Source organism: Occallatibacter riparius (genome assembly GCF_025264625.1).
In the GTDB taxonomy this organism is placed as follows: Bacteria; Acidobacteriota; Terriglobia; order Terriglobales; family Acidobacteriaceae; genus Telmatobacter; species Telmatobacter riparius.
The window spans coordinates 3,651,608-3,667,772 of the sequence record NZ_CP093313.1 but is presented as its reverse complement, the minus strand read 5'-3'; the positions used below and the strand labels follow the sequence as shown (position 1 = coordinate 3,667,772).

Annotated in this window: 9 protein-coding genes; 5 read left to right on the top strand and 4 right to left on the bottom strand. The window is 59.0% G+C overall.

Features of this window, described 5'->3' with window-relative positions; translation table 11 throughout:
* Positions 1-264: 264 nt before the first annotated feature.
* Entirely contained in the window at positions 265-648 is a 384-nt protein-coding gene (locus MOP44_RS14820) for a hypothetical protein (RefSeq protein WP_260790778.1), read from the top strand.
* Positions 645-2,015: a B12-binding domain-containing radical SAM protein gene (locus MOP44_RS14815; RefSeq protein ID WP_260790776.1), complete on the top strand. Its 1,371-nt coding sequence runs from the start codon at positions 645-647 to the stop codon at positions 2,013-2,015. The genes MOP44_RS14820 and MOP44_RS14815 overlap by 4 nt, the downstream gene beginning before the upstream one ends.
* An 88-nt stretch (positions 2,016-2,103) precedes the next feature.
* Here MOP44_RS14815 and MOP44_RS27875 read toward each other — a convergent pair whose 3' ends face one another.
* Complete coding sequence (locus MOP44_RS27875) at positions 2,104-4,818, bottom strand: SLBB domain-containing protein (protein ID WP_313901008.1); 2,715 nt, start codon at positions 4,816-4,818, stop codon at positions 2,104-2,106.
* A gap of 147 nt (positions 4,819-4,965) precedes the next feature.
* A complete protein-coding gene (locus MOP44_RS14800; protein WP_260790774.1) occupies positions 4,966-5,766 on the bottom strand; it encodes a sugar transferase in 801 nt (266 codons plus the stop codon).
* 613 nt (positions 5,767-6,379) lie between these two features.
* Here MOP44_RS14800 and MOP44_RS14795 point away from each other — a divergent pair.
* The 3 genes from MOP44_RS14795 (at position 6,380) to MOP44_RS14785 (ending at position 14,177) form a co-directional block, all read left to right on the top strand.
* Positions 6,380-9,106, top strand: a complete 2,727-nt coding sequence (locus MOP44_RS14795) for a hypothetical protein (protein WP_260790773.1) — start codon at positions 6,380-6,382, stop codon at positions 9,104-9,106.
* Between the two features lie 268 nt (positions 9,107-9,374).
* The gene (locus MOP44_RS14790) at positions 9,375-12,980 is read left to right on the top strand and encodes a TonB-dependent receptor (RefSeq protein ID WP_260790772.1); all 3,606 of its coding nucleotides are present in this window, start codon (positions 9,375-9,377) and stop codon (positions 12,978-12,980) included.
* A gap of 93 nt (positions 12,981-13,073) precedes the next feature.
* Complete coding sequence (locus MOP44_RS14785; RefSeq protein WP_260790771.1) at positions 13,074-14,177, top strand: ATP-dependent DNA ligase; 1,104 nt, start codon at positions 13,074-13,076, stop codon at positions 14,175-14,177.
* A 122-nt stretch (positions 14,178-14,299) separates the two neighbouring features.
* Here the strand turns inward: MOP44_RS14785 and MOP44_RS14780 are convergent, their stop codons facing one another.
* Positions 14,300-15,184, bottom strand: a complete 885-nt coding sequence (locus MOP44_RS14780) for an SDR family oxidoreductase (protein WP_260790770.1) — start codon at positions 15,182-15,184, stop codon at positions 14,300-14,302.
* Between the two features lie 76 nt (positions 15,185-15,260).
* Positions 15,261-16,103 (bottom strand): carboxylesterase family protein, encoded by an 843-nt coding sequence (locus tag MOP44_RS14775; RefSeq protein WP_260790769.1) that lies wholly within the window; start codon positions 16,101-16,103, stop codon positions 15,261-15,263.
* Positions 16,104-16,165: the final 62 nt, after the last annotated feature.

Here is a 16,165-nt window from a genome sequence, read left to right as displayed (position 1 = left end):
CACTCGCGAAACTGTACGGAGCGGTCACTTCCCACACTGACATATAGCTAAGCTCGCATCATTCGCTCTTCCTCAGAGGAGGTGAATTCGGATGGTGCGCTCTGTGGTTTCGCCCAAGTGGGACAGCTTGATTGTTTCAGCCATTATTGCGGCGTTCGAGGCTTATGGATCGGCGCTGGTTGGAATCGTGCCTTCAGAACCGTTGTCGTACGGGGCTGAGAAAGGTGTTGCTCCTTGCAGCCAGGTCGCGCAGAGAGGATGACGATGCCGGTGACAAATCTGATTGGCGGGTGGGTGGGGATGCTGGCCGGTGTTCTTTCGGGCGCGGTGATCGGGCTGCTCTTTCATCGTGACGACTGGATGGGAGGATACGGGTCGTATCGAAGGCGTCTGACACGACTGGGGCACATCTCTTTCTTCGGGCTGGGATTTCTGAATCTGCTCTTCGCCGCGACTGCGATTCAGTTAAACCTGAGCGGCAACTGGCTAGCGACTGCTTCGTGGGGTCTAATGGCAGGCGCTATCACGATGCCGGTGTGCTGCTTCCTCTCGGCTTGGCGGAAGCCACTGCGGCATCTGTTTCCCATTCCGGTGTTATCGGTGACGGCGGGGATCCTTTCAATTCTTATGGGATGGTGGAGACGATGAAACTCGGTTTGATTGCCATGAGTGGAGTTCGCGCGCATAACACCGAACTCACGGCGCTAGGACTGACGCTGCCTGGGTTTGTGGAGCGGAGCCGGGTGATCGCATCGCTGCCCAGCCTGGGTCTCCTGACGCTTGCCGGATTGACGCCCTGGGATGTTGATCTTCAGTATCTTGAGGTCGCGGATGTGAAGCAGGTTGACGGGGTGCCGCGGGAATTTGATGCGGTGGCCATTTCGAGTTTCTCTGCGCAGATAGGTGAGGCTTACGAACTGGCGGATCGCTATCGGGCGCTGGGAACGCGGGTGATCCTTGGCGGTCTGCATGTGACCGCCTTGCCGATGGAAGCGCTGCGCCACGCCGATGCCGTGCTGATTGGCGAAGGCGAGCCGCTGTGGCCTGCAATTGTCGAGGACCTGCGCAGCGGAACGCTGAAGCCAGTGTACGATGCGCGGGGAACACACTACAGCTTTGCGGATTCGCCGATGCCGCGTTTCGATCTGCTGGAGATCGAGCGGTATAACCGGCTTACCGTGCAAACGCAACGAGGCTGCCCGTTTCGATGCGAGTTCTGCGCGGCATCTATTCGCATCTCGCCGACTTACAAGGTCAAGCCGGTGGAGCGCGTGATTGATGAGATAAGAAACATCAAGTCGCTGTGGGCGCGGCCGTTCATCGAGTTCGCGGATGACAACACATTCGTGAACAAGGCGCATTCGAAGGAGCTGTTGCGCGCCGTTGCCAGGGAGGATATTCGCTGGTTTACGGAGACGGATCTTTCGGTCGCGGATGATGCCGAACTGCTGGATATGCTGCGCGACGCGGGCTGCGCGGAGGTACTGATCGGGTTCGAAGGGACCACGTTCTCAGGAGTCGATGGAGTGGAGCAGCGGGCGAACTGGAAAGCGCGCAAGGTGGAGTCGTACCTGGAGGCGATTCGCAAGATTCAGGATCGAGGTGTGAGGGTGAACGGCTGTTTCATTCTGGGCCTTGATGGATCGGGTCCCGAGTCGTTCGAGGCGATCTGGGAGTTCGTTCAGAAGAGCGGACTGTATGACATTCAGATCACGGTGCAGACGGCGTTTCCGGGGACTCCGCTGTATGCGCGACTGAAGCAGGAAGGGCGCATTCTGCGGGATGAGGCGTGGGAGCTGTGCACTCTATTCGACGTGAACTTTCAGCCGGCGAAGATGAGCGTCGCGGAGCTGGAGGCGGGGATGCGGAGCCTGGTGAGCCGCATTTACTCCGATGAGGTCACAAAGGCGCGGCGGGCGGAGTTTCATCGCAACTACCGAAGAAGGGTGTGTGAGCGGGGGACAAAGGTCCGCGCTGGTGAAGATTCGCGTGCGTATGCGTGCCGAGCGAATTAGAAGCTCAAAACGGCAGGCTTGAGGGCCTGCCGTTTTGCTTCGTTCTCAGGCGATGGCCGACCGGGTTGATCGGCGTGCCGAAGCTGGATCAGTGAAGGACGCTGAGTGATGCTGCACCAAGTGCGAACTGGGAGAAGACCTGAGACCAATCGAGAACGCCTTTCAACGCGGAAGGCTTGTAGACCTTTTCGGGCACCACGATGCTGTCGCCAGGGTAGAGGAGCAGATTGGGGAAAGGATTCGACCACATCCCTGAGGTAGCTTCTTTGGCGACGACCTCGCCATTGGCGCGGATGATGAAGGCATGCTTGGCGTCGGCGCTGCGGCTTGGTCCGCCGGCGAGATGCAAGTATTGGCTCACGTTTCGCGTTGGATTGAACAGGAAGGAATTCTGGTCATAAACGGCGCCGATGACGTTAATGTTTACCGGCCGCGAGGGAACGATAAAGGTGTCACCGTTTTCGAGGGCGACGTCAGGAATATGGTCAAGGCCTGAGCTGTCCGGCTTGAAGTCGAGGACAATTCTGCCGCTGGCGCGCATCTGATGGAGTTGCGAAATGAGGTTCTGCTGGTTGGTGCGCGCGGAGACGCCAGCGGCGGCTTCCGCTTGTGAAGTGGATGCTGCAAAGGCGAGGCTGCTGCGCTGCATCTGCATGTCGAGGCTGCGAATGTAGTCGTCGATGCGCTGCTGCTGGAGGCGGCGCGTGGATTCGCGGCGGAACTCGGAGCCGTAGAGATACGCGTGGTCGGTGAGGCCGCCAGCGCGCTGGACAAGCTGCCGGAGCGTCTCACCGGGCTGGGCCGAGTAGGACCCGGCATGGGCAAACTCACCCTCAAGCTTGATCAGCTTGCTTTGCTGCGCGATGGGAAGGCGGATGTCAGCTTCAGAGAAGATGGTGACGACGTCGCCAGCTTGAAGGGCTAGATTCTGGGAGTCATCGTGCTGAAGCACGAGACGCCCGAGATCGAAGGGGATGAGCTGGGTCTTCAGGGTATCGCGGTTCATGCGCTCGACAACGGCGTAGTCCCAGTCGATTTCGGGGGCGAGGAAGCGAACCTCTGTGCGCGGCCGCCGGGGAACGCCGTCTAGTGTCTGGGCGTTGGAGTCCTGATCTTCACTGCCTTCCGCGAGGCCGCTGCCCTGAGCGATTTGCATTTCACGACGCTGGTAGGGAGCGACGCCGCCCTGGGTAGGGTATTGCTGCCCAGGCTGGAGCTGCTGCTGAGCATCGTAGTCCTGGGGGTAGTAGCCCTGCTGGGTGAAACTTTGTTGGTAGTCCTGCTGTTGATAACCCTGCTGGGGATTTTGCTGCTGATACTGCTGCTGGTATGCCAGATTGCGGGGGTCGCCCGGGGGGTAGGGCAGATTCTGCCCGTAGGGCCAGTTGCTGGCGATGGCGCGGCGAGAACCAGGGGGGGGCAGGGTGAGCGGCTCGGTGGGCTGACGGAGTACCGAGAGATTGTCAGATGGCTCGAACTCGGGGGCGGGCAGGCCGAGCTGGGCGCGCTTCCACCAATAGCTGCGAGTGAGAAGCGAGTCTTTATCGGGGATGAGGTCGCTGATGCGCATGCCATCGTGCCAGCTGAATTTGCCGGGGTTGGCAAGATTGCCGCGCAGGGTTACGGTCTGCTGGAAGCGCGGAACAATGGAATAAACATGGACGAGATCGCCGTCAGCGAGAGGAGTGCTGAGGCCGGCATCATCGAAGGCAACGTCGACGGTACGGAGATCTTTATGATCGGCAATGCGGCCGACGGAGATGCGGGTAGCGGCGGCGACGGCAGAGGGTCCGCCGGCATCGCTGAGGAGGTCCTTGAGGGTTTCACCGGGTTTCAATTCATAGATGCTGGAATTGCGGACGCTGCCCGTGACCGCCACCTGGGGGCCCACGGCCGGGATAAAGATGACGTCGCCGGATTGCAGTTTCACGTCGGTGCTGCGGTCGCCAGCGGTGAGCAGGGTGTAGAGGTCGAATACGGAAACGAGCTTGCCGTCGCGGCGCAGCTCGATGCGGCGAAGCGAGCCGCGGACGGAGGGGCCTCCGCTTGCGAACAATGCGTCAAGGAGGCTGCTGAGGCCGCTGATGGTGTAGAGACCGGGGTGACGTGCCTGTCCGGAGGTATAGACCTGAATGGCGCGGATCTGGCCGAGATCGACGGTGAGGTTGAAGTTCTTGTATTGTGCGCCCACTGCTCTCTGCAGTTGGCCCTGTAGTTCAGAGAAGGCAAGTCCGGAGACATGGACTGGCCCGATGTGGGGCAAGTAAACCTCACCTGAACGGTCTACGCGGACATTGGCCTGGAAGGTGATCTGGCCCCAGACACGAATGCGCAGTTCATCTCCGGGACCGACGACATAGCTGGAGGGAACCGGGGTCAGGTCTAGGGGCGCAAATGTGGAGGGGACCTGACGGAAGAGGTCAGCACCGAAGATGGGCAGAACCTGGCCGGTGCTGGAAGCAACAAACTGCTGGAACTCGGTGAGCGGCTCGGGGGGCGTCTTCGGCTGTAAGAGGTTGGGAACGCTCTGGCGAGGACTCTCTCGATCAGAATAATAGGATGGAACTTCAGGGACGGGCGATACGGGGGAATACGGGCTGGTCGTGGGTTGACGATCCAACTGAGAGGAACAAGCGGCCGTCGCGGCCTGAGCAGGATCGGAGCAGTTCGGCTGCTGGCTGTTCTGCGGATTGGAAGTGTCGCCTGGAAGCTGTGCGGAGGCTGTAAGTATTGCAAAGAATGTAACTGCAGCAACGCCGGCTGCAAATTGAGCGCGAGGCGCCCGAAAGCCTAAAAGTTCCATTGTACAAATGAGTCTAGCACGCTGAATGTGGCAGAAGAAGCATGCCGAGCGGCTCTTCCGACACCCGGAATGCACCGGGTATCGGGAATACCAGCTAGAGCCCAAGGAGTGATACCGACTGCGGACCAATGGGACGCGGATAAGCTGTTAATAGCGCAAAACGGTAACGGGTTTCGCAGCAGACCGTCCAAGCGGCTCGATGTCGTGAGCCTGCAATGCCGCCGCATGCTCGTTGTTGAAGCTCGCGCAGAGGGTCGAGAGAATGATTCGCAGATCCGATTGGAACGTGGCGTGCACGGAATAGCGAGCATCAATGATAGCTTTGAGGGGCTTGATGCGCTGCTGATAGAAGACCTCGACCTGATCGGCAGGAACGGAGGCGAGAATCTCCTCTTCGCGGCGGAATGCCAGCGATGCCGCACCTGTGATGCCGGGGCGATAGGCAAGATCGCGGTCATCAGCGAACTGGGGCAACTTGGGGCGAGGCCCGACGATGCTCATGTCGCCGCGAAGGACGTTGTAGAACTGCGGAAGCTCGTCGAGTTTCATCATGCGCAGCCATTTGCCGATGGGGGTAACTCGGCAGTCGCCTGACTTAGTCAACCCGGAACCGCATTCGTCGGCGCAAACGACCATGCTGCGGAATTTGAAAATGGAGAAGAGCCGTCCGGACTGCCCCACCCGCTTTTGCGAAAAGATGGCCGGCCCCCTCGAGGTGAGGCGGATCATGAGGGCAATGAGCAGCATTGGTATGCCGCCAACCAGCAGGATCGCTGACGAGACCAGAATGTCAAAGGCTCGCTTCCCGCTGGAGAGGCACCATAACGACCCGGTGGCGATTTTTGCAGCATCGTGTCTAGAGAAACTGGTGGAGTGCACCAGCGTTAAGCGCTTGACTTCGCGAACGGATTCGTCCTGCGCTTCAATGAGAGAAGGAAGTGATGTCATCAGGCCTAGCCCAAAAACAAGAAGTTAATGCCCATCAGACTTGGTGCAACACACAGGGAAAAAAATAAAAAAAGGGCACTTCAAAAAAAGCCGCCGCGGTCCATCCTGGGGTACCGTCTGACGAAAAAACTACACGACCCGCAATACGAGTCTCGCAGCAAACATTAGAGAGCCTATTTAGGTCGATCGGCCCAATAGTAACAGAAGCGTTGCAGCGGGACAATTACTAATGTGTTAACACTCCACCCTGCGGGACAGCTGGATTACGTACCTATTTGATCGTGCTGGTGCATTTGACGTTAGCAGTAATTTTGTGGACTCACCAGGTATCTGTAGAGCTACCTCAGTTGGGTTTCCTGTTTGAACAAGCAAACTCGGCACATCGTGATTTTGGCAACCCGCACTGGATCACAATGGGATTCGATTCGGTATGCAGAAGTTGCCTTGCCGCTGGGTTTGCCTGACGGTGAATCCTTGAGCGCGGCGCACGACAGAAGTCCGCCGCCTCATTTCCGGTTTATTCCCGGCGCGTCCGCGCCGCGTGGTTGATTTCGGGTAGAAGGCGAGAGGATTTGCAATCCTGGATTCACATTTCTTTCGCATACTTATCACCATGCACTCTTCGAGAACACTGGCTGCGCTCTTGGTTTGCGCTGCGATCGCTCTTCCGTGCGTATCTGTTGCCCAGATAGACGTTGCCGCCACACTCCCTAACGGCCGCGAAATCCATCCTGCCGGGAATTGGATTCCGCTTGCCCCGTATCCATTCGCGCTAGCCGTTCGCCCAGACGGCGCGCAGATTGCCGCACCCTCTATCGGATTCCCTTTTGCATTGAATGTGATCGACGGCCCGAATGATGAGCACCCTTCTGTGCGGCGCATGCCCGCGGAAGAGAATAACGATCCGGCGGTCGAAGTGCATGCAGGGCTCGGTTATTCGCCGGATGGAGCAACGCTCTACGTCGCGACGGGGGATTCCGGAAAGATCCGGACCTACTCGACGACAGTCTGGAAGGCGACCGGCGAGATCTCCCTCGACGGGGATTCTGGGAGCAAGACTTACAAATCTTCGTTTGCGGCGACTCTGGTTGTGTCTAGCGACGGAAACACGCTCTATGTTCTGGACCAGGGGAACTGGCGCGTGGTCCTTGTGGATTCGCATCGGCTGTCGGTGCTCGGTTCTGTTGCGACCGGGGCTTATCCGTTCGGGCTGGCGCTTTCGCCGGACGGCAAGCGCATGTATGTCACCAATACGGGCCTCTTCGAATACAAGACCGTGCCCGGCGCGGATCGCGATCACCCGCTGGAAACGGGTCTGCACTTCCCTGCAGTCGGCTATCCGTCAAAAGCAGCGCGGGAAGGCACGACGGTGGAAGGGAAACAGATTCCCGGGCTGGGCGACGAAAATTCCGACCAGGGCAGTTCGCTCTGGACGTACGACATCAGCGACTTAGAGCATCCGGCGATCTCGGCTCGGCTGCGACTGGGCGAGCGAATTACTGAGGCGAAGCAGGGTACCGTGGGCGGAGCTGCTCCGACAGGCGTGGCAGCTGAGGCGGATGCCGTCTACGTATCGCTTGCACATGAAGACGAAGTGGTGAGGGTTTCGGCTGATGGGACGCGGGTGCTGGCGCAAGCGTATCTTTCGCCTTTCGACGACGCACGATTTCGCGACGCGGGGGGACGACCGTTGCGGGGGGTGATGCCCAGCGGTATCGCGATTCGGAACAATCGGGTGTACGTCGCGGAATCCGGCATCAATGCGGTCGCGGTGCTCGATGCGGCCTCGATGCAGGTGCTGGAACACATTCCTGTGGGCTGGAATCCTTCGGCGATCGAGCTCGCTCCTGGCGGCAAGACTCTGTACGTGATCAATACGAAAGGTAAGGGTGCGGGGCCGAACGGAGGCTCGCAGCATAGTCCCAACTCGCCTTCCTATATAGGCTCGCTGGAGTCGGGCAGTTTGAGCGTGATTCCGCTTGCATCGCTTCCCTCCCCTGAGGTTCTGACGCATACGGTGGTAGCGGGAAACACTGCGGCGATTGCGAATCACACACCGCTGCCGCATCTGAAGCACTGCTTTCTGGTGATTCGCGAGAATCGGACCTACGACGAAGTGCTGGGGGATGTTGCTGGCTCGAATGGCGATGCTTCGCTTGCGCGCTACGGCATGGAGGGCTGGGTGACGGAAAACGATTCGAGGCCGCGCAAGCAGCGCACCCCGGCCGGGAATGCGAAGGCGGAAATGGAACTTCGCGTAACGCCGAATCTGCACGCGATCGCGCGGCGGTATGCGATGAGCGATAACTTCTACGTTGACTCGGATGTGTCGGCAGATGGGCATCGGTGGGTAGTCGGCATCAATCCGACGCCTTACTTCAACACGGCTTGGACTTCTGGGTACGGGGGCAGGCGCCATGACGATGCGTTCGCAGCGCAGCCGGGACGACGCGCGTTCTTTGGCGGGGCTGACGCGCCGATGCCCGAAGATGAGCCTCAGTTTGGCACGTTGTGGGAGCACATCGCTTCTGCGGGACATGGGTCGCTGGGCATTCTCAATTATGGAGAAGGCATAGAGCTTGAGGGCGCCGACGAGATGGATGGAGCTGCTCCGGAAGGACAAAGGCTGTTTCTCAACACGCCTGTTCCGAAGCCGATGTTCGAAGCGACCGATCGGCACTACCCAACGTTCAATCTCGGCATTCCGGATCAATTCAGGGCAACGGAATTCGAGCGCGATTTTCGGCGTCGGCTCGCTTCGGGAAAGGTCCCCGCGCTCATCGTGATTCGCTTGCCCAACGATCACACCGCCGATCCGCGGCCTGAAGATGGCTATCCGTATCGCGCGTCATATGTCGCGGATAACGACCTTGCGCTGGGCCGAATTGTGGCGTTCCTCTCAGGCACTTCGATCTGGAAGGACTCGGCTGTCTTCGTCACCGAAGATGATGCGCAGGGGGGGGTCGATCACGTCGATGCTCATCGCAGCATTCTCATGATCGCAAGCCCGTGGGCCAAGCCAGGATTCATCAGTCACCAGCACACCAGCATGGGGTCGATCACGCGCACGATCGACGAACTTCTCGGTGTGGGGCCTCTAAACCTGGAGGATGCGCTGGCGGGTGAGATCAGCGGGATCTTTGATGATCATCCGCACATGGAGCCGTTCGCAGCGGTGCAGGCGGATGAGCATGTCTTCGTTCCGTCAAAGGCGAAGTTTGCAAAACCGAAGACGAAGGCGGAGGCAGCGGCATTGCGCGATGTGGATGACGCGGATGAAATCCGCAAGGAACTTGAAAAGTCGTCGCACCGGTTGCAACGGCCTAAGACAGACGACTGATTCGACCTTGCTGGGCGCGTCCTAAAATGGGCGCGCTTATCCACAAGCACGACAACGCTTTTAAACGTCCGTTTACATAATTTACCCGCCTCTTTAATACGCCCTTCGTAGGCTGGAATCGATACATAGACCAACTGAAGTATTCCCCTGGGTTCATCTCCGAATCCTTTTTTGCGGCCCGACTGCGTTGGCTGCGCCGGTTTACGCACATCATTTCGGACCCCAACCACAGCTCAAACCAAAACTCATCCACTTCAGGAGGCAGTACATGACGTACCCATCCAGGATCGAGACACGGGAAACCCTTCGTTCGCTTATCGAGCGCTTAGGAGTGATCACCGTGTTCGTGTTCGCCCTGGCAGCGCTTTCGATCGATGGCAGGGCGCAAACCCAAGGCTCCATCTTCGGTACAGCGAAAGACGCGGCCGGAGCCGTGGTCAGCGGCGCAAGCGTCACGCTGACCAACATGGACGAAGGCACATCGCGCGAAACGATGACGAATGCCACAGGCGATTATCTGTTCTCGAACGTAATTGCGGGACACTACTCCGTGAAGGTGGCGGCGAACGGATTCGCCAAGTGGTCGATTTCAGGCGTGACGCTCGCGGTGCGGCAGGAACTCCGCATCGACGTTGCTCTGGCTATCAGCGCTGTCGAGCAGTCCGTCCAAGTGACAGGTGAAAACGCTACCGCCATTGACACCGACAACCCCACGATCAGCGGCACGTTCACGGCGGACGCTGCGACCAATCTGCCCGTGAACACGCGCGCCAGCTTCAGCGGAACGAGCGCCGCAGGCATTCTGGGCACGCTGCCCGGCGTGCAGGATGATGCTTCGGGCATCTCGGTCCAGGGCGCTCTCCCCTACCAGGTTGAAGTCACGGTCGACGGAATCACGTTGAAGGATCCGGCGGGCGGCGGCTTCATCAAGGATTCGTTCCCTTCCACTGAGTCCATCTCTGAGATTCGCTCGGACGGTGTGATGGCGAATGCGGAATATGGCGACCCCGCTCAGATTGTTGTGACCACCAAGGGCGGTACGAACGCCTTCCACGGGTCGGGCTTCTGGTACTACCAGAACTCGGCGTTTAACGCGATCCCCTATACGTATCCGACCACCACAAACAAGGCTGACATTACGGGCAACACTTTCGGCGGCAGCATCGGCGGTCCTATCCGCCGTAATCACACATTCTTCTACGGCGGTTATGAAGGGTGGCGGCATCCGGCGCAAGTCACCATCAACGAGAAGGTCCCCAGCACTCTGATGAAGCAGGGTGACTTCAGCAAGTATGTTTCAGCGGGATTCGCCGGGCTGCGCAATCCTTATAACGGCACCAGCTACGGGAAGCAGATTCCCACTTCAGCCATCAGCCAGATTGCGGCAAACACGCTGAAGCAGTTCTATCCCGATCCGAACGTAGGCGACCCCACGCTCTACACCGACGATGGCAAAGCCAACTACCAGGCGAACGTTGATGGCAGCGGCCATTCCAACCAGTTCGACGTGCGCGGCGATCAGTACTTCGGCGCCAACCAGAAGTTTCTGATCTGGGGCCGCTTCACATGGAAGAATTTCCCAATCAACAAAGAGCAGATCCTGAACCTGCCTTCGTCGATCAACAACAGCCAGAGCCGCGTGCTCAAGGTCGACACCAACTGGACGCTTACGCCGAGCCTGATCAACGAAGGCGGCTTCGGATTCACGCGGTACACGTCGGGTGGATCCAATCCGTTCAACGGGCATGACTGGACGGTGAAGCAGGGCTGGCAGGGGCTGCAAAATCTCTTCTACAACGGCATCCCTGAGATGGACTTCAACAATATCCAGAGCCTGGATGCCGACCGCCTCACAGGGCTGAACAAGTCATTCACCTACGAGTACGCCGATACGCTGACCTGGATCAAGGGCAAGCACGCGATGAAGTTCGGCGGCGACATTGAGCAGCTTGAGGCCATCACGCCACTCGGCTTCAACGGCGCGGACAACTACGGCACATACACGTTCAACTCCAAAGGCAGCGCAGGCATGTTCACGGGCGTGGACTTCGCCGACTTCCTGCTTGGCCTTCCCAACAACAGCTTCTATGACGTGGTGCGCCAGGACAATGACGGCCTCTCCGGGCACTATCACCTGTTCGCGCAGGATGAGTGGCGCCTCAATCCGCACGTGACGCTGATTTATGGCGTGCGTTACGAACTCCACCCTGGCTACTACGACAAGTTCGGCGATATCGGCAACTTCGATCCGTCTGTGCTCAAGTCCGGCCGGGTGATTTACCCGCAGGGCAAGCAGGATCTGCTTGCGCAAGGCTTCCTGGCGAGCGCCAACGCCTGCAATCCCGATGGTGTGCACAACACCAACAACGCAACGATCAACGGCGCGGCCTGCATGCAGGTGCAGGGTAACAGCGATGCCGGTTTTCCCTCCGGTCTGAAGAAGGTTCCGCACCTGCGGTTCATGCCACGCCTGGGCTTTGCGTATCGGCCGTTTGCGAACGACAAGTGGGCGATCCGCGGAGGTTTCAGCATCTACAACATCAACATGCTGGGCTCGAGCTTCTACTCGCTGACCGGCACCGTGCAGGCGTATACGCAGCAATTCTCGAACACCTATGATCCGAGTACGCACGCGATCGGGTTCCAGTGGCCGCAGGTCCATCCTGGCGCCGGCGGCAACGGCTGCACCAACTGCTACGGCACCGACTACTTTGGCACGGCGAACAGCACCATCTGGAAAGATCCTTATACCGAACAGTGGGCGCTGAGTGTGGATCATGACTTCGGTTCCGGATATGCCGGCCGCGTGAGCTATATCGGCTCGAACACGCGCCAGCTCGTGTGGGCGCCGGACGAAAACACACTCCCCTTCTCCAGCACGGTTTCAGCCTTCAACGCGCCGATCAGCGCGCGCGTATTCCCCAACTGGGGTCGCATCAATACCCGCGCTACGGGTGCCAACGCAAGCTATAACTCGCTGCAGTTCGATGGCTCGCACCGTCTCCAGAATGGACTGGAGTTCAATTCCACGTTTACCTGGGCGAAGAACCTTGCCGACAACCAGGGCCCGGCCAACAACGGGTTCGGCGGCGAAGGCGGCGGCCAGCGTGCGACGTCGATCCTCGACCGGCATGTGGATTTCGGCGATGCCTATGGCACGCGGCGCCTGCGCTGGAACACAACCGCTCTCTATGATCTTCCGATCGGACGGGGACGGATGATTGGCGGAAGCATGGGGCGCGCAGCCGATGCTGTGGTGGGTGGATGGCGGCTCTCTTCCATCTTCACGGTTCAGACTGGGCCCTATCTCACGCCGTACTTCCCGAACGGACAGGGTGATCCATCCGGTACTGGTTCCGGGCTCAACGGCTCCTTTGGTGATGGCACCGGGAGCTTCGATGGTGGTCATCGCAATCAGCACCCTGACCAGCTCGTCGGTGTCAGCACGCGTCCGCATGGGCAGAACCGCTTTGGCTGGACCAATGCCACGGCGTTCGCATGCCCGGGCGATCCTACATGGACATCTGGCAATGCATGCCTGACGGGGGCCGGCTTCATGCCACAGGAGGACGGCTCGTTCCAGCCGATCGGACCGCACCCACTGCCGATCGGCCGGTTCGGCAATAGCCATGTCGGCTCAGTGGAAGGCCCAGGGCTGGTGAACCTGTCTGCTGGACTCAGCAAATCGTTCAGCATCACCGAGCGCGTGCGCGCCAGGGTGGAAGGCACTTTCACCAATGTTCTCAACCACACCAACCTCGGCGATCCGATTACGGACCTGAGCAACCCGAGCTTCGGTTTGATCTCTAATTCGATCAGTTCGGACTTCGGCGGCGCCCGCACTGGGCAGGTTGCCGCACGAGTCGAGTTCTAAATCGGACACAGACAAACACGGACGGCGCGGGCAAGCAGCCCGCGCCGTTTTCTTTTACCTTCAGACGCAAACGCTTCGGCATCCAAACTCTGCATGGAAATGCATGGCCGCGCTAACGTTATGAACCTGCCAGTACATCCACCCGTCCTGCCGATGCTGGCCAAGCGCGTCGATACGCTACCGACTGGCCCTGACTGGATTTATGAGCCCAAATGGGACGGCTTTCGGACTTTGGTTTTTCGCGATGGAGACGAAGTTCTGCTTCAGAGCCGCGACGAGAAATCGTTGAATCGCTACTTCCCTGAGTTGATCGCACCCCTGCTGCAGCAACTGCCGAAGAGGTGTGTTCTGGATGGAGAGATTGTGATCTCCACGGACGGCGCTCTGGACTTTGATGCGCTTCAACTGCGGATCCATCCGGCGGCCTCGCGCGTGAAAACGCTTAGCCAGCGGACGCCCGCTTCCGTGGTGTTCTTCGATCTACTTGCGGAGGGCACACATGACTGGAGGCAGAAAGGGTTCAGCCAGCGGCGCGAGAGACTCCAGGCGATTCTTGCGAAGGCAAAACCCCCGCTTCATGTCACTCCGGCCACCGATGCCCTTCAGCAGGCACAAGATTGGTTCCAGCGTTTTGAGGGAGCGGGTTTTGATGGGGTGGTCGCGAAGGCCAAAGAGAGCCCCTATGATTCGGACAAGCGGACCATGATCAAAGTGAAGCATGAGCGCGACTGCGATTGTGTTGTGGCTGGCTTCCGCTGGTATCGAAAGAGCTCGCGGCCAGCGATTGGGTCGCTTTTGCTGGGACTGTACGACGAGTCGCGCGTGTTGCAGCATGTGGGTGTTTGCGGTAGCTTTCCGATGGAGACGCGTTATGAGCTTGTGGATTATCTGAAGCCTTATCGAAAGGGTGCGAATGAACACCACCCGTGGAATAACGAGATGGAGACCGACGGAAGTACGCACAGGAGGCCGGGTGGCCAGAGCCGTTGGAGCCAGGGAAAGGACCTGTCGTGGGAGCCGCTGCGACTGGAGCTTGTGGCTGAAGTGGCATACGAGCACATGCAGAGCGGACGGTTCCGTCACATGGCGCAGTTTCGGCGATGGCGCTTTGACAAGAAGCCTGAGGATTGCACGTATGAGCAGCTTGAAGTGGTGCCTCCGAAAGAATTGAGCGAGATCTTTCTCGGGAGCCGCTAGTTTGTACGTGTGGGCGAAGACCAGCATCGACCGCGGAGCAGGATGCCTGGAAACTGCTGGGAGAGTCGCTCGGGTTAGAAGATCCCGTTGCATCCATGTGGAGGAATACCAAGGAAACGAAATCAATAAGGTGTACGCCCGCCCGTTGCGCCGTAGACTTCACCGGTCACATAGCTCGCATCGTCTGACGCTAGAAACACGAAAACTTTGGCTAGCTCAACGGGCTGCGCTGGACGACCGAAATCCGTATTGCATCCGAATTCCTTCACCTTTTCCTCAGGCATGGTGGAGGGAATGAGCGGTGTCCACACGGGTCCAGGGGCGACGGCGTTCACACGGACGCCTTTCTTCATAGCGAGCCCGGCAATACTTTTCGTCAGGCTGAGGATCGCGGCTTTCGTGGCAGCGTAGACGGTGAGTTGAGGACTGGGATCATATGCCTGGATGGAGGTTGTGTTCAGAATGACGCCGCCGGGCTGCAGGTGTTTGAGCGCGGTCTGGCTCAGCAGAAACGTTGCGAATACATTTGTGCGAAACGTGTGGTCCAGTTCCTCAGGCGACAGTTCCTCGATATCGCCGTGGGACATCTGGTAGCCCGCGTTATTCACGATGATGTCGAGGTGGCCGAATTTGTCGATCGTTTTCGAGACGAGCTGCTTTATGTAGTCAAGCTGCTGCAGGTCGCCCGGGACCTTTAAAACGCGGCCACCGCCGCATTCGATGGCGGAAGCGGTGTCGTCTGCATCCGCCTGTTCTTCAGGCAGAAATGAGATGACCACATCGGCTCCTTCGCGGGAGAAGGCGATTGCGACGGCGCGGCCAATTCCAGAGTCGCCGCCGGTGATGATGGCGACACGTCCGTTCAACTTGCCGGTTCCACGATACGACTCTTCGCCGTGATCCGCGGCCGGGTTCATCTTTCGAACGCTGCCCGGATGCGCCTGCGGCTGCTGCGGAAATGGTGGTTTGGGTCCGGCTTCGCGTGGATCGTGGGGTGAATTGTTCATCGCAGGAACGCTCCGGATTGAATCGAGATTGCTGCCTTGCAGGAGCATGGATGTGCCGGAACGTGGGGTGAGTTGCTCATCGTTGCGGTGGATTCGGGACAGACCTGAGATTCACAGCGCTGGGAAACTGGTCAGCGGCTGTTCTTGGGCACCGCGACCTGCTCGAAATGTGCTGCCAGTGCTCGCAACGATGCAGCAACCTCAGGGCCTGCGATCGGCTTGCCGTGCCCTGGGGCAACCGTGAGCGGATCGAGTTCCGCCAGCTTTCGGACAGATGCTTCTGCAGCACTCCAATCGGATGTGAAATAGGCTGGCGGCCCGTGCAACTCGTCCTCACGCTCTCCGGCCCGGTATCCATCATGGTGCGTGTAGCCGTCTGTTGAGGGTCCGAGGGTGGAGTATTTTCGGCAGGCTGGATGAGATCAAATTTGTAAGCAATCTCCAGCGCGTGTGCGGCGCCGACCTTGTGTTGCGTTCCAGGAACGATCCGTTGCGACTGATAGGTGAAGATGTAGGCGTACACGGGGGCGCGGTGTTGCGCAAATTTGCGCTCTGCGATGGTGATTGAACCGAAGCCAATCATCCGGGCCGTGCTAATGGCAATGTACAAGTCAGTAGGCGACGCGCCCGGACGGCTTGTCCGATACGCACTGAAAACCTCGTTAGCATGGGCGCCGAACTCCTTGTTGAGCCGGTCCTTCAGCGCCGCCTCAGTCAGGTTGAAGACATTGGTGTTGTGCGATTCCATAAAGAAAAAGATCGTCTCATCGCGGTTGTACCCGACGAGGAGCGGCTTGTCCTTGGAGATCGCTGGGGCGTCCGGATCGAAGGGATGATGGGGCAGAATCGTCCCGTCCACCACGGGGCCGAAGCCGCCGGGCCGGCCGCCGCCGCCAATGCCTTTTCGGCCACCATTCATGGTGAGAGGGGCCGCCGGGATTCCGTGCAAGATCCAACTGAACTGAAAGTAGTTTGTCGCCC